This is a genomic window from Sphaerisporangium cinnabarinum (assembly GCF_055567015.1).
In genome coordinates this window covers 167,731-187,692 of sequence record NZ_JBVHRG010000001.1, presented here as the reverse complement: position 1 = coordinate 187,692, position 19,962 = coordinate 167,731, and the positions used below count along the sequence as shown (strand labels likewise).

Genomic DNA, 19,962 nt, shown 5'->3' with positions numbered 1-19,962 from the left:
TCCAGGGACTGCGCCCCCGGGGCGTGGCCCGACGACCGGACACCTCCGTGTGCCGTCGCGGCCTCGCCCCCGCCTGCGTTGCCGATGAGCCCGCCGTCGTGCGGCGGATCCCGAACATTATGGGCCACCCGGCGGAGAAACGGGCCACATGGTAGGGATTATGGTCAGCGCAGGTCCCGGACGTACGCGGCGGCGCCGTCGTACGCGGCGATCCGCCGCTCGTAGTACGTCGCGATGATGAGCAGCAGGCCGCCCGCCGCGGCCAGCGTGAGCATCCACGGCCCGGCGGAGATGCGCGTGCCGAGCTGCGAGACGAACACCACGAGGATCTCGACCGGCAGCACGGCGACGCCCAGCAGGAACGGCGCCGCGAGGTGCTTGCGCGTCCCGACGAGGACCGCCGCGAGCGCGAGCACGACGACGAGCATCGCGCGCCACGTGCGCGCGTCGGTGTACGTCGCGAGCACCGACGGCCCGACGAGCGCGAGGAGTCCGGGTGCGAGCGCGCGCCACGACCCGACGACGCCGACGGGCCAGCCGCCGAGGGGCCGGGCCGTGCGCGGGGGCACGGCCGGGAGACCGCCCGGTCCGCCCGCGGCCGTGCCCGCCGAGCCCACGGTTCCCGCCGAGCCCGCCGAGCCCGCGGTGCCCGCCGAGCCCGCCACGAGCGCGAGGTAGCCCGCGACGAGGAGCCCGGCGCCGAGCGGGAGGGAGAAGACCTCGACGCGCAGCTCGCGCGGCGACCACGCACCGATCGCGGCGACGAGGGCGAGCAGCCACAGGAACCACGCGGGCGGGAGGTCCAGCCGCCCGTGCACGGCGCGGCGCACCGCCACCACGAGCACCGCGAGGAGCGCGACCTCGACGAGCCAGACCGCCGCGATGACGCCCCACACGGGCCGCACGTTCGCGACGGCGCCGACCACCACGAGCCCCAGGGCGGGGGCGACGGCCCAGCGCCGCGCGACCGCGGCACCTCGTCCCGAGGCCGAGCGCGCCGCCACGAGCCCGGCACCGAGCGCCACGCCACCCGCCGCGAGCGCCCACGCGAACCCGAGGACGAACAGCGCACCGCCGCCCGGGACGTGCGCGACGTGCAGCGACTCCACCGTCCCGGCGACCGCGGCGAGCACCGCGGCGCCGGCGAGCCGGAGCGCACCGGCACGCCGCCACGCGCTGCGGGTCGTCGCGGCCGGAGCGACGCCACCCGCCGTCGTCCCCTGCCGGAGCAGCACCGCACCGGCCACCGCCACCGCACCGGCGACGACGAGGAGCGACGCGCGGACGTCCCCCGCGCCCGGGGCAGCGCCCAGGACGAGCACCGACGGCACGACGAGCAGCACGAGACCCGCGCTCGCGATCTCCCACCAGCGCCGCGCACGACGGGCGAGGAGCGCGCCCGTGACGACGGCGGCGAGCGCCGGCGGCGCGGTGTACGCCTCGACGAGCCCGACCTCGGCGGCCGCGAGCGCCGTCCACAGCGCCGCGGTGCCGAGCGCGGCGGCGAGCCACCACTCGCCCCGGCGGTCGCGGTCGCGCGCGGCGAGCCCCGCGCCGGCGCCGAGCAGGAGCAGCACGGCCACGGCGACCGTCGGCCCCGCGGCAGGGCGCCCGTACGCGAGCCCGACGGCGATGGCCCCCGTCACCGCCGCGCTCGCCTCCACGGCGACGCGACCGGCCCCGAGGTCGAGCCGTGCCGCGAGCGGCCGGGCCCCCGCGAGGGCCGTCGCGACCAGGACGGCGACGACGGGCAGGACGACCGGCGAGCCGCTGCCCGGGAGCACGAGCGCGCCCGCGCTCACGACGGCGACGGCCGCCGTCGGGAGCACGAGGGCCGCGGCGAGGACGCGCAGCGCCGTCACCGAACCGGGACGTCGGGAGCCGACCAGGACGACCTCGAGCGCGAGCATCGCGAGGCACGCCGCGACGGACCAGGTGCTGCGCTCGTCCACGACGGTGAGCACCCCGAGCCCGAACGGCACGGCGGTCACGCCGAGGACCGCCCACCACGAGCCCCGGTCGACGCGTGGCGCGAGCGTCACCGCGAGCGCCGCGAGCGAGGCGACGCCGGACACCCCGCACAGGACGACGACCGTCCCGGCCCCGCTCCAGGCGAGCGTCACGCCGAGCACGAGCAGCGCGTACCCGTACGCGACGCCGACGAGGGGCGCGTGCAGGGACCGCGGCGCGGCGGCGCGCGCCGCGAGCAGGAGCAGACCGACGACGACGGCCCCGACGGTCGCCGTCGGGCGCGCGACCCAGGAACCGGCGACGAGGAGGACGAGCGCGAGCACGGCACCCACGACGGCGGCGGCACGAGCGGCTCGCCGCTCGGACCGGGCGCCGGGGAGCAGACCGTGGCGGACGGCGGTGCGCGGGCTCGGCACGAGACGCGCGACGGGGCGCAGGGCGCGTCCGAGCCCGCTCCGGACGGCGCGCACGACGGTCCCGGGCGACGGGGCGCCCGCAGCGGCCGCCGCCGAGCGATCGGTCCCGACGGGCGCAGCGACGGTGGCCGGCCGCGCCGTCGCGACGAGCAGCGCCGCGGCGAGCAGCGCGAGCAGGACGAGCGACGTGACGCCCGCGAGCCGGGGGTCGAGCGCGAGGGTGAGGACGAGCGCGAGCGCCGCCCACGGGGCGAGCCCGCGCCCGGTCACGACGAGCGGTGCCGTCCCGAGCCGCGGCGCCCCACCGAGGAGGGGCGGCGCGGTCCGCGGCGTGCGCAGCGGGAGGCGGGCCGCGACGAGCAGGACGACGAGCACGGAGAGGAGCCCGACGAGCGTGCCGTCGAGGAGCGTGGCGCCGACGGTCCCGCGCGCCGTGCCCTCGCCCGCCAGCCCGGCGGACAGGATGCCGACGCCCAGCGGTGCGTCGTCGAGCGCGGCGCTCGTCCCCGCGGTCGGGGTCACGAGCACCTCGGCGGCGCGCAGGCCGGCGAGCGCGAGGGCTGGTCCCGCCATGACGAGCACGACGACGGCGCCCCCGAGGAGCGCGTCCGAGCGGCCGACCGCGGGGACGGGCCCTCGGAGCATCCCCGCCGACACGCGGCGGCCGGTGAGCACCAGCACGACGACCCACGCGAGCGCGCCGAGCGCGGGCGCGAGGCCCACGAAGCCGACGCCGCCGCCCGTGCCGAGCAGCGCGCCGGCGAGCACCGCCGCGGCGCCGCCGACCGCGTACCAGCGCCGCTCAGCCGTCGTGACCCGGAGCAGCGTCGCGACGAGCGCCGCCCCGAGCGCGACGAGCGCCGCACCCGCGCCCGTGGGCAGCCCCGGCGGCGCGGGGACGGTGAGCCCGACGAGGACCGCGAGGAGCACGGCGACCGTGCGCACGACACCCAGGAACCTGCGCTCCGCGCCGAGGCGACCGCCCACGCGCGCGCCCGCCGCCGCGGCGACCGGGCCGGCGACCGCCGTCAGGCACGCCGTCACGAGGAGCGCGACCGCCCAGCCCCACGACGCCTGCGCCGCGGGCGCAGCGACCAGCGGCACGAGAGGACCGAGCACGACGGCGCCCGTCACCCAGGCCCGGACGCGTGCCCGCTCGCCCACGACGCCGAGACCGACGAGCACGACGGCGAGCAGCGTCGCGCGCGCCGCGGCGGCACCCACCGGGTCGAGCGCCCACGCGCTGAGCGCGAGCTCGACGTCGACCAGGGCGAGCACGACGGCCAACGCCGCGACGGCCTCCGCGGACGACCGCAGGCCGCGCGACCGCAGGAGCACCGCGGCCCCGACGGTGAGCGCGGTGACCACCCCGGTGACGAGGGCGCGCAGGGCCAGGTCGTCGGCGAACGTGAAGAACACGAAGACGACGGCGGCCACGGCGAGCAGCCCGGCCCCCGCCCCGGCGAGGACGGGCTGGAGGCCGACGGACCGCGCGGGGGCCGCACCCGGACCGACACCACCGGCGCGCGCGCCCGCAGGCCCCGGCACAGGCGCGATCGGGCCGGCCGCTCCGGGACGCGCCGGCCCGCCCGGTCCGGCCACGGGCGACAGGGTCGACGAGCGAGGCCCCGCCGCGCCGCGCCCGCTCGCGTCGAGCGGACGCATCGGCGGCGGGCCGGCCGGGGTTGCCCAGCCGCCGCCCGCTGCTGCGCCCGGCCGGCCACCGCGCAGCGTGCCGGGGAGCGTGCCGGGCGGGGCCGCGACGGCGGCACGGGCGGCCCACGCGGCCGCCTCGGGCTGGGCGGCCCGGAGAGTGTCGAGGGCGGTCTGGCGCCGCCGGAGCGCGTCGGCCGCGTCGGTCGACGCCGCCGCCACCTCGAAGGCGAGCGGTCCGACGAGGTCGAGCAGGCACCGGTCGCACCGCGACGACCGCAACGGCGCGGCGCACGCGGGGCAGGAACGCGTCTCGGGCAGCCGCGTCAGCGCGACGTCGACCCACGGTTCTCTCATGACGGACATCCTGGCGAACCTGTGAGGCGCCTGGGGACGTGTCCACAGGGGGTCGCGTGGCGGTCCGGTGAAGAGGACCGGCTTCAGCGGCTGCGCTCAGCCCCGCAGCCGCTCGACGAGCGCGCGCGTCAGGGGCGCGTCGACCCCCGCACGGTCGGCGGCGCGCACGATCGCGCCGCCGACCGCGTCGGTCTCGAGCGGCCGGCCCGCCTCGGCGTCGCGCAGCATCGAGGACTTCGCGTCGGGCCCGAAACGGTCGTAGAACCGCAGGGTGCGCTCGGGGTCCGACGGCGCACCGCTCGCCGCCGCGACGGCGGCGACCTCGCGGACGAGCGCCTCGAGCTCGGCCCGGTGCGTGGTCCGCACCTCGCCGATCGGGGCGCGGTGCGCCGTCGTGAGCAGCGCGAACGGTGCGAGGAAGCCGAGCTTCGCCCACATCAGCGCCGTCTCGTCGTCGTGCACGGTGGTGGGGATGCCCGCCCGGTCGAGGAGCGCACGCACGGCCTCGACCCGCTTCGGGTCCACGCCCCCCGGCGCGACGTCGACCTCGACGAACGCGCTCGTGTGCTCGATCTCGCCCGGCGCGACGCGCGTGGACTCGACGCGGACCGTCGCGGGCAGCACGCGCGCGGTGCCGTACCGCGCGCGCAGCGCGTCGAGGTGGTCGAGGCCGTTGAGCATCGGGACGACCACGCCGTCGCCGAGCACCTCGGGCGGCACGCGGTCGAGCGCGTCGTCGAGCGCGGTCTGCTTGACCGCCACCACGACGACGTCGACCGGGGCGTCGAGGCGCGTGGCCGCGCGCACCGGGACGTGGAGGTCGCCCAGCTGGCGGCTGCGCACGTGGATGCCGCGCTCCGTGAGGGTGGCCGCCGTGGCCTCGCCCGCGAGGAACGTCACCCGCGCGCCCGACCGGACGAGCAGCGCGCCGACCAGCCCGCCGACCCCGCCCGGCCCGAGCACCGCCACGTCCCGGCCGTCCCGGCCGCTCGATCCGCCCGTCGTCCCCGTCACCGTGGTCCTCTCGTCGTCGCGCCGGCAAGCCCCGGTCGTCCCGCCCGCGCGGGCGGGCGCCCCGCCGTCAGGCCGCGGGGACCTCGACCCTACCCACGGGGACCGACCGCGCCGACCCGGCGCCGGGCACGGTGAGCGCGGCGATGCCCGTGGTGATGGGGATCGCGAGGACGAGCCCAATCGAGCCGACGAGGGTGCGCACGACCTCCTCCGCGATCTCGCCCGACGTGAGGCTGGTCGCGAGGTTCTGGTCGGAGAGGTAGACCGCCATGAGGAGCGGGAGCGCGGCGCCGACGTACGCGAACGCGATCGTGTAGACGGTCGAGGCGATGTGGTCGCGACCGATGCGCATCGCGCGCGCGTACAGCTCGCGCCGGGTCGCGAGCGGCGCGACGGCGCGCAGCTCCCACACCGCGGACGCCTGCGTGATCGTCACGTCGTTGAGCACGCCCATGCCCGCGAGCACGATCCCGCACAGCACGACGCCCCGGATCGAGAGCTCGGGCGCGTACTGCGGGATCCACAGGGACTCCTCCGACGTGAGGCCCGTGATGTTGGCCGCCCCGGACCCCCACCAGCCCAGCACGGCCGTGAGCGCGAGGCCGACGAGCGTGCCGAGCAGCGCCGTCGACGTCCGCGCGGTGAACCCGTGGGCGACGTACAGCACGACGAACATGACGAGCGACGACGTCACGAGCGCGACGCCCAGCGCGTTCTGCCCGGTGAGGAGCGCGGGCAGCGTGAACGACGTGATGACGACGAACGCGCCCGCGAGCCCGGCGAGCGCCGCGAGGCCGCGCCACCGCGCGACGGCGAGCACCACGACGGCGTACGCGACCGCGAGGAGGCCGATGGGCAGCCCGCGCTCGAAGTCCATGAAGACGTACGGCGTCCCGCCCGCGCCCGCGGCCTCGGCGATGTACAGGACGCGCAGGCGGTCGCCCTCGTCGAACCCGTAGGCGACGTACTCGGGCGGTGCGTTGACGGTGATCGCGTCGCCCCCCACGTCCTCGCCGCCCGCGCGGGAGCCCGCGTCGAGCCGGGCGGGCACCTCGCTCGTCGCCTCGTCGACCGGCCCGGTCACGGTCGCGCGCAGGACCGTGCTGCCCTCGGCGGCGACGGGGATGCGCGCGGGCACGTCCGCCGCGGCGGGCCACAGCGCGACGAGCCCGGCGAGCGTGACGAGCAGGGCGGGCACGAGGAGGGCGGCGAGCGTGAGCCGCACGCGACGGGTCGCGGGCGCCGCCGGGCCGTGGGCGTGCGCGTGCCCGTGGGCGTGCGCGGGGGCGTGCGCGGTGCCGCGCGTGAGGACGTCGGGCACCCGCCGGGACCGCGTGCGGCGCTCGCCGTGCCCGGGCGTCTCGGGAGGGGTCGGTGCGCTCACCCGAGGATGCTGCCACGGCGGCCCGACGGCGCCCGGCGGCACGCGCCGTCGGGCACCGAACGCGCGGGCCGGGCCGTCCGGGGCCCGACGCCGCCCCTCCGGCTCACTCGGGGAGCGTGACGTGGCCGCGGCGCACGCCCGCGACGAGGCGGCGCGGCAGGGTGACCTCGCGGCCGTCGACGACGACGGTCACGAGCTCGGGCACCTGCGCCTTCCACTGCGAGCGACGGGCACGGGTGTTCGAGCGGGAGAGCTTGCGCTTGGGCACGGCCATGAGGGGTCCTTCCGGTGGGCGAGCGACCAGCCTACCAGTTCGTGAGAACGATTCTCAAGACGGTCGCGCTGTCGGTACGGCCCGGCGGTAGCATCCCCGGGGCCGCGCGCACCCTGCCACGACCCGCCGGACCCGGCGCGACTGCCGCACCCGCCACCACGACGCACGAGGAGCCCTCATGGCCACGGTCGACTACTTCCTCTCCGGTGACCCGGAGGTCGCCAAGCAGCACCTGCACGCCGCGCTCCAGGAGCAGGGCTTCACGGTGACCACGCGCCCCACGGGCCAGTGGGCCGCGGAGCGCGGCAGCAAGCAGAAGACGTTCTGGCTCGGCGCGTTCGCCGGCAAGGCCCAGCACCTCGTCTTCACGGTCGACTTCATGGTCCACGGCGACCAGCTCGTCGCGCGCATCGACCGCCCGACCGGGCACGGCGCGATGGCCGGCGCCGTCGGCGTCGCGCGCTCGAACAAGGCGTTCGGCGAGGTCGACCAGGCGATCGGCACGCGCCTCACGCAGCACGGCATCCTCGCGAACGTCGTGCACGCCTGAGAAGCGCAGGTCGCCGATCACGAGCCTCCTCGCGGTCGAGCACGAGGTCGGTGGCGCCATCACGCCGATAACGACGTCAACCCCGCGCTCGGCGCAGGGGGTGCGACGCACGAAGGCCCGGATCCCCTCACGGGGGTCCGGGCCTTCGTGCTGCTGACCGGGCCGGCGACGGCCGGTCAGCGGGACGTCACTTGGCGACGGCCTTCTTGAGCAGGCTGCCGGCGCTGATCTTCACGCCGTAACCGGCCGGGATCGAGATCTCCTCGCCCGTACGGGGGTTGCGGCCCGTGCGGGCGGCACGCTCGACGCGCTCGACGGACAGGAGGCCCGTGACCTTGACGGCCTCGCCGTTGCCCAGCGACTCGATGAGCACCTCCTGGAAGGCGTTGAGAGCCTTCTCGGCGTCCGCCTTCGACAGGTCGGCCTTGCTGGCGATGGCCGAGACGAGCTCGGACTTGTTGAGCGACATGCGAATCCCTTCTTCGGTTCACGACGCGCGGTGGTCACCACCCGTCGTCACGGTCTCAGTGTGCCAGCCGCGGGGCCGTGCACCGGGGACAACACTAGGGAACACGCGGAGTTTCGCGCGACTTCTCGCGGCTCTCGTCGTCGCGTGTCCTCGCTCAGCCCTCCTCGTGCTCGTGGTCGTGACCCTCGTGCTCGTCGTGCGCGGGCTCGTCGTGACCGTGGTCGCCGTCCTCGTGGGCGTGCTCGTCGGCCTCGTGGCCCCCCGCGGCGGCCGGCTTCCCGGTGACGCCGTTGAGCTCGTTCGGGACGACGTCGAGCTCCGCGCTCTTCCACACCTCGCCGCCCACGTAGTCGACCGCGTGGATCGCGCGACCGGCCGGGTCCGTGACGTAGGCGATGCCGTCCTGGACGAACAGGGCCGGCCGCGGCTCCTGCCACTCCTCGGGCTCCTCCCACGCGTCGACGACGGGGACGGACCGCACGACCGTGCCCGACTCCGGGTCGATGACGTGCAGCGCGCCGTCGGTGCCGAGCACGAGCGCCTCGCCCGCGTCGCCCCGCCCGAGCGAGCGGAACGTGTAGCTCGCGGGCAGGTCGACGAGGCGCAGGCTCGCGTCGCGCGTGTCCACGAGGGAGACGCGCGTGGGCCGCTCGAGCTCCGCGTCGGGGTCGGACTTGTAGTCGCCGAGCACGACGGGCGACGCCTCGCTGCCTGCCTGGTTGCCGATGCGCCCGTAGGCGTCCGGGGCCGCGACCTTGGTGATCGCGCCTCCCGCGACGACGAGCACGCCGTCCTCGCAGCCGATGACGACGGCCTCGTCCGCGGCGACGGCCTCGCCGTGCACGCCGGGGCACTGGTCGTTCGCCGCGACCTCGGCGCCCGCGGCGTCGAGGAGGCGGACGCCGGTGCGCGCGTCCTCGGTGCCCTCGGAGACGACGAGCGCGCCGTCGGACAGCTCGACCGCGACGCCGTGGTGCGCCGCCGGGGTCGTCAGGGTGCGCGCGTCGTCGATGCCGTGCGGGTCGGCCACCGTGGCCGAGTCGAGCACGGTGATCTCGCCCGTGCCGTCGTCGAACAGCGCGGTGCGGCCGTCGTGCACGACGACGTGCCCCGGCTTCTCGGCCGCGTACGTCACGTCCGTGAGGACCGGGTCCGCCGTGTAGTAGTGCGCGTGGTCGCCGTGCGGCTCGGCCCACGTCCCGGCGTCGAGCACCTGGAACCCGCCGGACGTCGAGACGAGCAGGTGCCGCCCGTCGCCCGCGGGGTTGAGGCGGTTGAAGCCGTCGAGCTCGAGGTCGTCGACGACCTCGAGCGTCGTCGCGTCGAGGACCTGGACACCGCCGTCGTAGGTGATCGCGAGGCGGGGGGTGAGCGCCGCGGCCTCGCTCACGTCGGACGTGGCCGACGGCGCGGGCTCGGCCGCGTCGCCCCGCTCGCCCTCGGCGCCCGCGCCCTGCGCGCACGCCGCGACGAGCGTGAGCGGGAGGGCGAGGCCGAGCGCGAGGGCGAGCGGGCGGCGTCGGGCACGGGCGCCGGGAGGGGCCGTCACCCGGGCGGGATCGGCAGCGGCGTCGGTCGGGTCGGGTGCGGTGTGGTGCATGCGTGGTCGGCCGCCCGGACACCCGGGCGGCCGCTCCTCTCCGGTGGTGGTGGTGCGCAGGTCAGCCCTGACGGGCCTTCCAGCGCGGGTTGGCCTTGTTGAGGACGAAGGTCTTGCCGTGCCGGCGCACGACCTTCGCCCCGGGCTTGTCCTTGAGCGAGCGGAGCGAGGCGCGGACCTTCATCGCGCGCTCCCGCCCTGCGCGCCGCCGCGGGCGCCGTAGCGCTGGCGGAACTTCTCCACGCGCCCGGCGGTGTCCACGACGCGCTGCGTGCCCGTGTAGAACGGGTGGCTCGCGCTCGAGATCTCGACGTCGACGACGGGGTAGGTGTTCCCGTCCGTCCACGTCACGGTCTCGCGCGGGACGCCCGGGCCTTGCGGGTGGTCGCCTGCGAGGGTCGAGCGGGTCAGGAACGAGAGGTCGGCGGACTTGTCGCGGTAGACGACGGGCCCGTAGACGGGGTGGATGTCCTTCTTCATGGTGGTTCTCCTCGCTGGGCCGGTGACGGGTGGGGGGCCGCCGCGCTGGGCGGCCGCCGTCACCAGCTCGACTTCGTGACTCCGGGCAGCTCGCCGCGGTGCGCCTGCTCGCGCAGGCGGACGCGGGAGAGCCCGAACTTCCTCAGGTAGCCGCGCGGGCGGCCGTCGACGACGTCGCGGTTCCGCACGCGCGTGGTGCTCGCGTCGCGGGGCTGGCGCTGGAGCTCGCGCACCGCGGCCGCCGTCTCCTCGGGCGAGGACGACGGCGACGCGACGACGCGCTTCAGCTCGGCGCGGCGCTCGGCGTAGCGGGCGACGACGGCCGCCCGCTGGTCGTTGCGCGCGATCTTCGACCGCTTCGCCATCAGCGCTCCTCGCGGAAGTCGACGTGGCGGCGGACGACGGGGTCGAACTTGCGCAGGACCATGCGGTCGGGGTCGTTGCGGCGGTTCTTGCGGGTCACGTAGGTGAACCCGGTGCCCGCCGTGGACCGGAGCTTGATCACGGGACGGAGGTCGGTGCGGGTAGCCATCAGAGCTTCTCCCCTCGGGCGAGGATCCGCGCCACGACGGCGTCGATCCCCTGGCGGTCGATGGTCTTGATGCCCCGGGCGCTGACGCGCAGGGTCACGTGGCGACCCAGCGACGGCACCCAGTAGCGCTTCTTCTGGACGTTCGGGTCGAAGCGACGCTTGGTCCGCACGTGGGAGTGCGAGATCGCGTGGCCGAACCCGGGAGCGGTGCCGAGCACCTGGCAGACGGCGGACATGGCGGTTCCTCTCGGGGTCGGTCGGGGCGACGGGGACGACATTAGATAGTGAGAATCATTCCCGTCAAGACGCTATGCTGACCCGCTGTCGAGAACAGTTCTCAGGAGCAGGTTGTTCCCGGGTCGGCCGAACGAACCGCCCGGGACGCCCCAGACCACGGATCGGAGCGCTTCATGCCCCTCTCGTCACGCCCCTCGCCGGAACCGTCGCCCGACGACACCCGCGTCGCGCTGAGCGTCCTCGCGACGATCGACCCCGTGCTGCGCGACAGCGCGGTGTTCGGGCTCGTCGTCGGGGCGCCGCGCGTCGTCGCGCTCCGCCACGACATCCGGGCCGCCGAGGGCGCGCTGCGCCGGGTCGTCGTCGACGCGACCGGCGTCGTCGAGGACGAGGTCGTGCCGCTCGAGCACGCGTGCCTGTCGTGCGCGGTCCGGGAGGACGCCGTCCCGACCCTGCGCCGGCTCGCCGAGGACGGGCGCTGGGACCACGTGGTGCTCGCCCTGCCCGTGGCCGCCGAGTCGCTGCCCGTGGTCCGCGCGCTCGCCGCGCAGGCCACCCCCGGCGCCGAGCTCGAGCGGCTGCGCCTCGCGACTGTGCTCGCCGTCGCCGACGTGGACACGCTCGAGCACGACCTGCTCGACGACGACCTCGTCGCCGAGCGCGGCGTGGGGCTCACCGAGGACGACCAGCGGGCCGTCGGCGAGGTGCTCGCCGCGCAGCTCGAGCACGCCGACCTCGTCGTGACGACCGGGGACCCCGTCGCCGCCACCACCGGGTCGGGGCTCGTCGACCGGCTGCGTGGCGTCGGGACGCGTCGCATCGACGGCCTCCACGCGCTCGCCGCCGCCGACCTCGCTGGGCGCACGCACGACGCCGGAGCCGGCGAGCGCCGGGCGCACCCGCTCGGCGTGCGGGGCCCGCTCCCCCGGCACGCCCGCCGCACGGGCGACCGGAGCTGGACGGTCGAGCTGCGCTCGGCGCGCCCCTTCGACCCCGAGCGGCTGCTGCGCCGCATCGAGGACCTGGGTACGGGGCGGGTCCGGTCGCGCGGGGTGTTCCACGTCGCGAACCGCCCCGACTCGCTGTGCGCGTGGGACGGCGCGGGCGGCCAGCTCTGCATCGGCACGCTCGGCACGTGGGACGACGCGACCACGGCCGAGGGGCGGCCCGTCGAGCCGCACACGCGCGTGGTGGTGGTCGGCGCGACGCCGCCGGACGGCGATCCCGGCGACGGCGTGCGCGAACGGGTCCTCGACGCGTTCCGCGACGTGCTCGCGACGCCGGACGAGCTGGCCGACGGCGGGCTGCGCTGGCTCGGGCGCACCGACGTCCTCGCGCCCTGGCTCGGCGCGCGCACGGACGCCGCCTGAGGTCGGGGCCGCTGCCGCCGGGACGCGAGGGCGGGCCGGAAGGACGGAAGCTCTTGAAGACGGGAGAACCGGTGGCGATCCGCCGCGAGAGCTCCCCCCAGCGAAGCTCTCGTCGCGGACCGCCACCGGTCCAGGTGTGTCGCCACGTGACCCGTCGTGGCGACGTCCCCCACCAGTGCAAGAGCACCGGGGCGCCCGTTCGTGACGCGCGTTGCCAGTGATGTGGATCACAGTACGTCGCGAGCGGCTCGACCGCGCGCGCACGTCACACCCCGACCCGCGTCATGATCGCGGCCCGGGAGCGTCTTCCTCCCTGAGGGCTGCCGGACGGAGGCGGCCGGGACGGGAGCGGCGTGCACACGCAGGACCTGACGGAGCTCGGCGACGAGCAGCTCGCCGACGCGGTGCGCGCGGGCCGCGCGGAGGCGTTCGCCGTGCTCTGGGAGCGGCACGCGGCCGCCGGGCGCTCGGCGGCCCGCCGCCTCACGGCGACGTACGACCCGGACGACCTCGTCCAGGAGGCGTACCTGCGCGTGCTCGGCGCGCTGCAGTCCGGCTACGGGCCGACCGGTCCGTTCCGGCCCTACCTCTACACGACGCTGCGCCACGTCGCGGCGAGCTGGGCCCGGACGCCGGACCCGCTGCCCGTCGAGGACGTGCCGGAGGTCGTCGACCCGCGCGACCTGTCGACCGAGGTCCTCGAGCGCTCGGTGACCGTCCGCGCGTTCCGCCGCCTCCCGGAGCGGTGGCAGGCCGTGCTCTGGTACACCGAGGTCGAGGGGATGGAGCCGCGCGAGGCGGCGCCGCTGCTCGGGCTGTCGGCGGGAGCGACCGCCGCGCTCTCCTACCGCGCCCGCGAGGGCCTGCGCCGCGAGTGGCTCCAGGCCCACGTGAGCACCGACTCGGTGGCACCGGAGTGCCGCTGGACGGTCGAGCGCCTGGGCGACCACGCGCGCGGGACGCTGTCGCGCGCCGCGCGGGACCGGGTCGAGGAGCACCTCACCGGGTGCCTGTCGTGCTCGATCCTCGCGGAGGAGCTCGACGACGTCGCCTCGCGCCTGCGGATCGTCCTCCTGCCGCTCGTCCTCGGTGTCCCGGCCGCGGTCGACGCCGCGACGTCCGCGCTCGCGGCGACGACCGCCGCGCCCGGCACGACGACGGGCCCGGCTCCCGGCGCGACGACCGGCCCGACGGCCGGCACGGCCGGGGGCGGGGCCACCGGGGCAGCGTCAGGCGCCGGGGCCGCCGCCGCGGGGGTCGCGGCGCCCGGCGTCCTGGTCGGCGCGCTCGCGGCGGTGGTCGTGGCGGCCGTCGTCGGCGTGCTGGCCGTGGCGCGGCCGTGGTCCGCCGCCGAGCCGCCCGCCGCCGCGGCCGGGCAGCAGGCGTCCGCTCCCGGTCCTGCCGCGCCGCTCCCCGTCCCGCAGGAGGGCCGACCCGCAGAGAGCCCCGCCGACGACGCGCCGGTCGCGACCGAGCCGGACGTCCCCACCGGGGCGGGCGACCGCCCCGAGCCGCCGGACGCGGGCCTCGACGTCCCTCCCGCCTCGCGTCCGGACGGGCAGGGCGCGCCCGGCACCGGCGAGACCGCGCCCGAGGCTGCCCCGCCGCCGGTCGAGCCGGCCGCCCCGACCCCGCCGGAGCCCGAGCGGCCCGGGCCGGAGGAGCCCGCTCCCGAAGAGCCCGCGCCCGAAGAACCGGCACCCCCGGCGCCCGTCGTCGACGAGGCGCCCCCGGCCGGGACGCTCACCGTCTACCCCGCCCTGCGCGGCACCGGAGAGCCCGGGGCACGCGTGCGGGCGCTCGACGCGGCGGGGGCGGTCGTCGGCACGACGACCGTGGCGACCGACGGCCGCTGGGCGCTCGTCCCGACCGGGCTCGACGCCTCCGGGGAGCACGTGCTCGACGTCGTCCAGGACGTCGACGGCGTCGCCTCCGCGGCCGCCGCGCCGCTCGGCCCCTACGTGTTCGACCTCCCGCGCGTGCTGTCGCCGGGTCCTGGCGAGACCGTCGTCGGCGCGCGCGAGACCGCACCCTGGGCGGACCCGCGCTTCTCCGTCCTCGTGACCTTCGCGGGCACCGCGGGCCTCGTCGTCGAGGCGTTCGTCGACGGGCGCCCGACCGGCAACCTCCACGAGCTCGGCGACGAGCCCGCGGTGCGCCAGGTGCGCGGCCTCGCCCCCGGCCCGCACACGTTCGGGCTCCGGTTCGTCGAGCCGGCGTCGGACGCCGCAGGGTTCGGGCCGACCGTGAGCGTCGGCTTCACCGTCGCGGGCCCCTGAGAGGGGGACCCGCGACGGCTGCGGACGTCAACCCCGCACGCGACGGCGGGACCACGCTCCGCCCGCGACGCCGACGACGCCCGCCCCGAGCACGACCGCCCCGACGAGCGGGCCGGTCGGTGTCGGGGACGCGCCCGCCGCGACGGGCGCGGGGGCGAGCGACGCCGCCGTCGCGACGAACGTGGGTGCCGGGCGGGCTCCCGCCGGGTCGGTGTCCGTCCACGCGTACGAGGCCCCGGACGGGCACTCCTGCACCGTCGGGAAGACGAACGCCTGACCGGGCTCCCCCGTCACGCGGACGTCGAGCGTGAAGGCCGCGCGCTCGCCGTCGGGCACGGGCTCGCCGGCCCAGGCGACGGCGTCGTCCGTCACCTCGGAGGTCCAGCCGGACGGCTGGCCCGCGCCGAGCGCCTCGACCCCGGCGGGCAGGGTGACGCGCAGGCCGTCGGTGGGCTCGCCGTCGCACCCGTGGTCGAACGTGAACGTGAGCCGCGCCGAGCCGTCGCCGCGCGGTTCGACCGTCTCGATGAGCACGTGCGCGGCGACGGGCGCAGCCGTGAGCAGCGCGAGCGTCCCGGCCGCGGCCAGGGCGAGGAGGGCGCGCGCTCCGCGGCGCGGCCCGGGCGGACGGCGGTCGGGGGTCATGAGGTCACCTCCACGGGGATGCGGACGATCGGGTTCTCGTACTTGGACGTCCGCACGCTGACCTCGAGCGTCCAGGAGCCGGGCATCGGCAGGTCGAGCGTCGCCTCGTACGCGCCCGGGCCGGTGCGTGTGAGCGGCCGCGAGAACGGGCCGAGCGCCGGGTCGGCGAGCGTCGTCGCCAGCTCCGGCACCGCGACGGGCTCGAACGGCGCCCCGGCGGCGTCGAGCAGCTCGACCTCGAGCGCGTTGACGCCCACGCGCCCCGGCATGACGCGCGCACGGAGCGTCCCGTCCCCGAGCTCCTCGACCACCTCGACGCCGGAGGTCGCGGCGTCCTGCGCGGACGGCGTCGTCGGGACGACCGGGCTGCGCGAGACCAGCACGCCTGTCGCGGCGAGCACGAGCACGAGCAGCGCCGCCTCCACGGCGACGGTCCGGCCGAGGCGGCGGCGCGCGGTCGTGGCGGTCGTGCCGCCCGCCGCACCGGCACCTCCCGGCCCGGCGACCTCCGGGACGAGCAGGTACCGGTTCCACGCCGCGATGCCGACGAGCACGAGCGCGACGCCGACCTTGACGAGCAGCGTCCGGCCGTACGTCGTCGAGACGAGCGCGTCGAGCGACCCGAGGATGCGCCACCCGAGGACGGTCCCGGTGACCGCGAGCGCGAGGACGACCCACGCGCCGAGCGCGGAGAACCGCGCCACGGTCACCCCGGCCCGACGGGCGTCCACGTGTGCGGACGGCGCGAGCACGAGCGCGAGCCCGACGACGCCGCCGAGCCACACCGCCCCGGCCGCGACGTGCAGCGCGTCCGCCGTGACGACGAGCCACGGCGGGCCGAAGGTCCGCGTGTGCCCCACGAGCACGAGCGACCCCAGCGCGAGCGCGGCGGCGCCGAGCACCGTGCCCGCGGGCCACGCGGCCCGGGTCTCGCGCGCGGCCCGGGGCGCGAGCAGCGTCGCGACGACGAGCCCCGCGAGCCCGAGGGCGCCCGCCACGGTGGTGTCGGAGGCGAGGCCCGCGGTCCACGTCGCCGGGTCGACGAGGGCGCCCAGCCCGCCGCCCGCCTGCCAGGCGGGCGTGAGCGGGACCGCGAGCACGGTCCCGACGACCGCGACGCCGAGCGCCCCGCGCCGGACACGCTGGAGCCGCCGCCGCAGCACGGGGGCCGCGCCGGGCGAGACGTGCAGCACGAGGAGCTCGAACGTGACGAGCCCTGCGACGAGGAACGTCCCGGCGTAGACGGCGGCCTGGTCGAGCGCCCGGACGGCGACGAGCGCCGCCGTCGGCTCGGCCACGCGTGCCTCGACCGCGGTCGCGCTCGGCGCGCCGACGGAGAACGTGAACGCACCCGCCACGGGGTGCGTGTCGAGCGACACGACGCGCCAGCTCACGACGTAGGTGCCGTCGTCGAGGGTCGAGCCGGGCGTGACGACGAGCGCGTCGTCCACCGCGGCGACGTCCACGTCGACGGGCGTGCCGTCGGCCGCGAGGACCGTCGTGCCGCCGGGGACGACCTGGACGGGCTCGTTGAAGGTGATGGTCAGCGCGTCGGGCGGCGCGTCGAGGACGGTGCCGTCCTGCGGGTCGGTGCCCACGAGGACGGCGTGGGCCGCGGCCGGGCCGCTCGCGAGGATCGCGAGCAGGACCGCGGCCGCGGCACCGACGACGACGGCCACCGCCCGGCGCAGCGCCAGGGGGCGGCCCACGGGTCAGGCCCGCGGGCGCGAGCGCACGAACCCGAGCAGCCCGAGCACGAGGCCGGCCGCCGCGAGGACGAGCGCCGTCCACGTGACGGCGGGGGCCGGGCCGCTCGACGTGCTCGCGGCGGCCTCCGTCGCCTCGCCGCCCGCGGCGGCCGGCTCGGCGGTCGCGTCGGCCGCGGCGTCCTGCGTGCCGTGCGCGTCGCCGCCGGTCGCGGCGGTCAGCTCGAACAGCGGGGCGGGCAGGTCGAGCTCCTCGCCGTCCTCGCCGTCGGCCGGGACCTGCACCCAGGCGCTCTCGCCTTCCGCGCACTCCTGCACGGTCGGGAAGACGAGCGTCTCGCCCGCCGCGTCGGGGAGCTTGAGCGACAGCACGAACGCGTCGCGGTAGCCGTCGGGAAGCGGCGCCTTCGCGGTGTACACGACCTCCGCGACGCGCTCGGTGTACTGGCCGCCGTGCCCGTCGTCCACGGGCTCGGCGAGGTCTTCCTTGACCTTCTCGACGTCCCAGCCGGGGTTCACCGTGGGGGTCACGGTGACGACCTGCTCGGGGACCTGGACGGAGACCTTCGTCGTCGGGGAGTCGCCGCACCCGTGCGGGACGCCGAACGTCAGGAGGGCGTAGGAGCCCGCCTCGGTCGTGTCGGGCGTGACGGTCACGTGGGCGGACGCGGCGGCCGCGCCGGTCACGACGAGCCCGGTGGTCAGTGCGGCGGCGCCGACGGCGCGCAGGGTCTTTCGCATGGTGGTGCCTTTCGGGGAGAGCTGCGGGGAGAAGGACTGCGGCGCTCCGGCGGGCACGACGGCGCGCCACGCCACGGGTCGGCGGAGCCGGCCAACGGCGTGTGGGCGGTCGCGCGGGCGCGCGGGAGCGGGACGCCGTGGACGTCGTCGGGCGACGTCGTCCGCGGAGGCGTCCGGGAGCGGTCAGGCCGGGAGGGGCGGCCCTCGCCCGGGCGCGGCGCCGCGCGCGAGCAGGTCGCGCACCGTCGGCAGCGCGCCGACGGCGGGAGGTGCCGCGGGGACGACGAGGCGGCGCGGGCGGCCGGGGACCCGGCGTCCCACGAGCCACGTCCACAGGCGCCACAGCACGGCGTCGCCGTACCGCAGCACGAGCGCGACGGCGAGCGTCGCGACGGCGTGCGCGCCGAGCATCGCGAGCGGCGAGGAGGAGTGCGCGTGCGCGGCGGCGTCGGCCGGGGACAGCGCGGCGCAGCGGTCGAAGACGACGTGCAGCACGAGCTGGCCCGCGCCGAGCAGGCCGAGCAGCCGCGGCAGCCCGACCTCGCGCCGGGTGAGGGGTCGCACGGCGACGGCGGTGAGGACCGCGAGGACCCCGAGCGGGACCGCCCCGGGGTCCGTACCTCCGGCGAGGCCGTGCGCGACGACGGACAGCCCGACGACCGCGGCGGCGAGCAGCAGCACCCGCACGCCGCGGAGCACCCCTGCTCCGGGCGACGTCACGGACGCACCCTAGCGGGAGAAGGGGCTCCGGCGGCAGGGGCCGGCGCCGCCCTCTCCACGCGGGAGAGGGCGGCGTGCGCCGGCACGGTCAGCCCTGCGGGTCGTGCGGGGCGCCGTCGTCGGTGCCGGCGTCCGGGCCGGGGCCCCGACGGCGCAGCACGACCACGACGACGACCACCGCGGCCACGACGAGCGCGCCGAGCCCCACGAGCACCGGCAGGAGCGACGACGTGCCGTCGTCCGCGGTCTCGGCGGCGTCGGTGGTCGTGGTCGCGGACGGCTCGGTCGTGGTGTCGGTCGTCGGCTTCTCGGTCGCCGTCTCCGCGGGCGTCGCGGCGTCCGTCGCCGGGTCCTCCGTCGCGGGCGCCTCGGGCTGGGCCGCGACGGCGAACGCGAACGTGCCCTCGATCGGGTGCCCGTCGGACGAGACGACGCGCCACGCGACGGTGTACGTGTCGCCGCCGAGCGCGACGGCCGGGTCGAGCGCGAGGGTCGCGGTGCTGCCCTCGATCGTGGGCGCGCCCTGCGTGACGACCGTGCCGGCCGAGTCGGAGACGACGACCTGCGGCTCGACGGGGAGCGGCTCGGTGTTGAACGTCAGCGTGATCGCCGCGGGCGGGGCCTCGAGCTGCGCGCCGTCGGCCGGGTCGGAGGTGAGGAGCCGGTCGTGCGCGGACGCCGGGCCGGCCGTGAGCGTCGTGACCGTCGCGGTGAGGCCGAGCGTCAGGACCGCGGCGGCGAGGAGGGCGAGGAGGGTGGGCAGGGCCGACAGCGGTCGGCGCAGGGAGAGGTTCATGAGGTTCTTCCGTCCGAGGCGCGGCCGGTGGCCGCACGGTGGTGCCCCGGGACCCGGCCGTCGCCGGGTCGGCCTCGTCGGGTGCCGCGTCAGGACGCGGCGAGGGGGCGCAGCAGTGCTCCCGACAGGCCGTGCGACCGCGGCGGCCCGCGCGTCGGGGACCGGAGCGACCGCCACAGGCCGACGACGCGCGCCGAGCGCACCGGCGCCACGCCGCGGCGGCCGAGGACCGCCGGGCGGGCCGGGAGCGGGAGCGCACCGCGCGGGGTCACCCACGTGAGGAACCGCTCGAGCGCCCGCTCGCCGTGCGCCAGCACGAGGGCGAGCACGACCGTCGCGGCCGCGTGGGCGGCGACCATCCACGCGCCCGACGCCGCGAGGTGCTCCGGGTGCAGCGGGGACGCCGCGCCGTCGGCCGACGGCACCGCGCACACGACCGCGCCTGCGGACGCCGCGAGGTGCGCACCGTGCCCCGCTCCCCCGCCGACGGCGTGGCACGACCCGGGGGTCAGGACGGTGAGCGCCTGGTGGAGGGCGAGCTGCGCGCCCCCGAGGAGCACGACGAGCCGGGCGGGCGTGAAGCGCAGGCGCGCGGCCGCCGTCGTGCCGGCGAGCGTGAACGCGGCGAGCGCCGCGAGGACCAGCGGGTCCGGGAGCGCGCCCCCGGCGACGCGGTGCGCGAGCGCCGTCAGCGCGAGCACGAGGGTCGCCACGAGCGCGGCGCGGGCGACGCGCAGCGGACCGACGACCGGGGAGGGCACGACGGCC

At 77.6% G+C, this 19,962-nt stretch carries 20 protein-coding genes; 3 read left to right on the top strand and 17 right to left on the bottom strand.

All coding sequences use genetic code 11. The features are described from left to right. Positions 1 to 164: 164 nt before the first annotated feature. From ACZ4MO_RS00865 to rpmF, 4 genes are all read right to left on the bottom strand, one after another. Positions 165 to 4,397 (bottom strand): SCO7613 C-terminal domain-containing membrane protein, encoded by a 4,233-nt coding sequence (locus tag ACZ4MO_RS00865; RefSeq protein WP_186810415.1) that lies wholly within the window; start codon positions 4,395 to 4,397, stop codon positions 165 to 167. Positions 4,398 to 4,493: 96 nt separating this feature from the next. Beyond that, positions 4,494 to 5,411, bottom strand: a complete 918-nt coding sequence (locus ACZ4MO_RS00860; protein ID WP_222592382.1) for a ketopantoate reductase family protein — start codon at positions 5,409 to 5,411, stop codon at positions 4,494 to 4,496. 67 nt (positions 5,412 to 5,478) lie between these two features. Further along, on the bottom strand, positions 5,479 to 6,795 hold the full coding sequence (locus ACZ4MO_RS00855; RefSeq protein ID WP_255437172.1) for a YibE/F family protein: 1,317 nt from the start codon (positions 6,793 to 6,795) through the stop codon (positions 5,479 to 5,481). Positions 6,796 to 6,898: 103 nt separating this feature from the next. Continuing rightward, entirely contained in the window at positions 6,899 to 7,069 is a 171-nt protein-coding gene (gene rpmF, locus ACZ4MO_RS00850) for a 50S ribosomal protein L32 (RefSeq protein WP_009864893.1), read from the bottom strand. 178 nt (positions 7,070 to 7,247) lie between these two features. Between rpmF and ACZ4MO_RS00845 the strand changes: the two genes are divergently transcribed. Next, positions 7,248 to 7,619 (top strand): hypothetical protein, encoded by a 372-nt coding sequence (locus tag ACZ4MO_RS00845; protein ID WP_021482679.1) that lies wholly within the window; start codon positions 7,248 to 7,250, stop codon positions 7,617 to 7,619. A gap of 187 nt (positions 7,620 to 7,806) precedes the next feature. Here the strand turns inward: ACZ4MO_RS00845 and ACZ4MO_RS00840 are convergent, their stop codons facing one another. The 7 genes from ACZ4MO_RS00840 to rpmB all read right to left on the bottom strand — a co-directional run bounded on the left by ACZ4MO_RS00840 (position 7,807) and on the right by rpmB (position 10,936). Continuing rightward, positions 7,807 to 8,088: an HU family DNA-binding protein gene (locus ACZ4MO_RS00840; RefSeq protein WP_086149447.1), complete on the bottom strand. Its 282-nt coding sequence runs from the start codon at positions 8,086 to 8,088 to the stop codon at positions 7,807 to 7,809. Positions 8,089 to 8,242: 154 nt separating this feature from the next. Then, positions 8,243 to 9,637 carry a zinc metallochaperone AztD gene (aztD, locus tag ACZ4MO_RS00835; RefSeq protein WP_175008889.1) on the bottom strand — a complete coding sequence of 465 codons (1,395 nt, stop codon included), beginning with the start codon at positions 9,635 to 9,637 and terminating at the stop codon, positions 8,243 to 8,245. A gap of 112 nt (positions 9,638 to 9,749) precedes the next feature. Continuing rightward, positions 9,750 to 9,872: a type B 50S ribosomal protein L36 gene (ykgO, locus tag ACZ4MO_RS00830; protein ID WP_021483271.1), complete on the bottom strand. Its 123-nt coding sequence runs from the start codon at positions 9,870 to 9,872 to the stop codon at positions 9,750 to 9,752. After that, a complete protein-coding gene (locus tag ACZ4MO_RS00825; protein WP_175008790.1) occupies positions 9,869 to 10,168 on the bottom strand; it encodes a type B 50S ribosomal protein L31 in 300 nt (99 codons plus the stop codon). The genes ykgO and ACZ4MO_RS00825 overlap by 4 nt, the downstream gene beginning before the upstream one ends. A gap of 59 nt (positions 10,169 to 10,227) precedes the next feature. Next, entirely contained in the window at positions 10,228 to 10,533 is a 306-nt protein-coding gene (gene rpsN, locus ACZ4MO_RS00820) for a 30S ribosomal protein S14 (protein ID WP_175008791.1), read from the bottom strand. Beyond that, positions 10,533 to 10,700 (bottom strand): 50S ribosomal protein L33, encoded by a 168-nt coding sequence (gene rpmG / locus ACZ4MO_RS00815; protein WP_021483268.1) that lies wholly within the window; start codon positions 10,698 to 10,700, stop codon positions 10,533 to 10,535. Before rpmG ends, rpsN begins: the two co-directional genes overlap by 1 nt. Continuing rightward, complete coding sequence (gene rpmB / locus ACZ4MO_RS00810) at positions 10,700 to 10,936, bottom strand: 50S ribosomal protein L28 (RefSeq protein WP_175008792.1); 237 nt, start codon at positions 10,934 to 10,936, stop codon at positions 10,700 to 10,702. Before rpmB ends, rpmG begins: the two co-directional genes overlap by 1 nt. A gap of 174 nt (positions 10,937 to 11,110) precedes the next feature. Between rpmB and ACZ4MO_RS00805 the strand changes: the two genes are divergently transcribed. Together ACZ4MO_RS00805 and ACZ4MO_RS00800 are read left to right on the top strand one after the other, a co-directional pair. Continuing rightward, a complete protein-coding gene (locus tag ACZ4MO_RS00805) occupies positions 11,111 to 12,307 on the top strand; it encodes a GTP-binding protein (RefSeq protein ID WP_175008793.1) in 1,197 nt (398 codons plus the stop codon). A 353-nt stretch (positions 12,308 to 12,660) separates the two neighbouring features. Continuing rightward, the gene (locus tag ACZ4MO_RS00800; RefSeq protein WP_175008794.1) at positions 12,661 to 14,586 is read left to right on the top strand and encodes a sigma-70 family RNA polymerase sigma factor; all 1,926 of its coding nucleotides are present in this window, start codon (positions 12,661 to 12,663) and stop codon (positions 14,584 to 14,586) included. Between the two features lie 27 nt (positions 14,587 to 14,613). Here ACZ4MO_RS00800 and ACZ4MO_RS00795 read toward each other — a convergent pair whose 3' ends face one another. From ACZ4MO_RS00795 to ACZ4MO_RS00770, 6 genes are all read right to left on the bottom strand, one after another. After that, complete coding sequence (locus tag ACZ4MO_RS00795; RefSeq protein WP_175008795.1) at positions 14,614 to 15,231, bottom strand: DUF1775 domain-containing protein; 618 nt, start codon at positions 15,229 to 15,231, stop codon at positions 14,614 to 14,616. Continuing rightward, complete coding sequence (locus ACZ4MO_RS00790) at positions 15,228 to 16,940, bottom strand: copper resistance protein CopC (RefSeq protein WP_175008796.1); 1,713 nt, start codon at positions 16,938 to 16,940, stop codon at positions 15,228 to 15,230. The genes ACZ4MO_RS00795 and ACZ4MO_RS00790 overlap by 4 nt, the downstream gene beginning before the upstream one ends. A 3-nt stretch (positions 16,941 to 16,943) precedes the next feature. Further along, entirely contained in the window at positions 16,944 to 17,678 is a 735-nt protein-coding gene (locus ACZ4MO_RS00785; RefSeq protein WP_175008797.1) for a DUF1775 domain-containing protein, read from the bottom strand. Positions 17,679 to 17,861: 183 nt separating this feature from the next. Next, the gene (locus ACZ4MO_RS00780) at positions 17,862 to 18,398 is read right to left on the bottom strand and encodes a hypothetical protein (protein WP_175008798.1); all 537 of its coding nucleotides are present in this window, start codon (positions 18,396 to 18,398) and stop codon (positions 17,862 to 17,864) included. Positions 18,399 to 18,486: 88 nt separating this feature from the next. Further along, positions 18,487 to 19,194 carry a copper resistance protein CopC gene (locus ACZ4MO_RS00775; RefSeq protein WP_175008799.1) on the bottom strand — a complete coding sequence of 236 codons (708 nt, stop codon included), beginning with the start codon at positions 19,192 to 19,194 and terminating at the stop codon, positions 18,487 to 18,489. An 89-nt stretch (positions 19,195 to 19,283) separates the two neighbouring features. Next, the gene (locus tag ACZ4MO_RS00770; protein WP_175008800.1) at positions 19,284 to 19,955 is read right to left on the bottom strand and encodes a hypothetical protein; all 672 of its coding nucleotides are present in this window, start codon (positions 19,953 to 19,955) and stop codon (positions 19,284 to 19,286) included. Between the last annotated feature and the right edge of the window lie 7 nt (positions 19,956 to 19,962).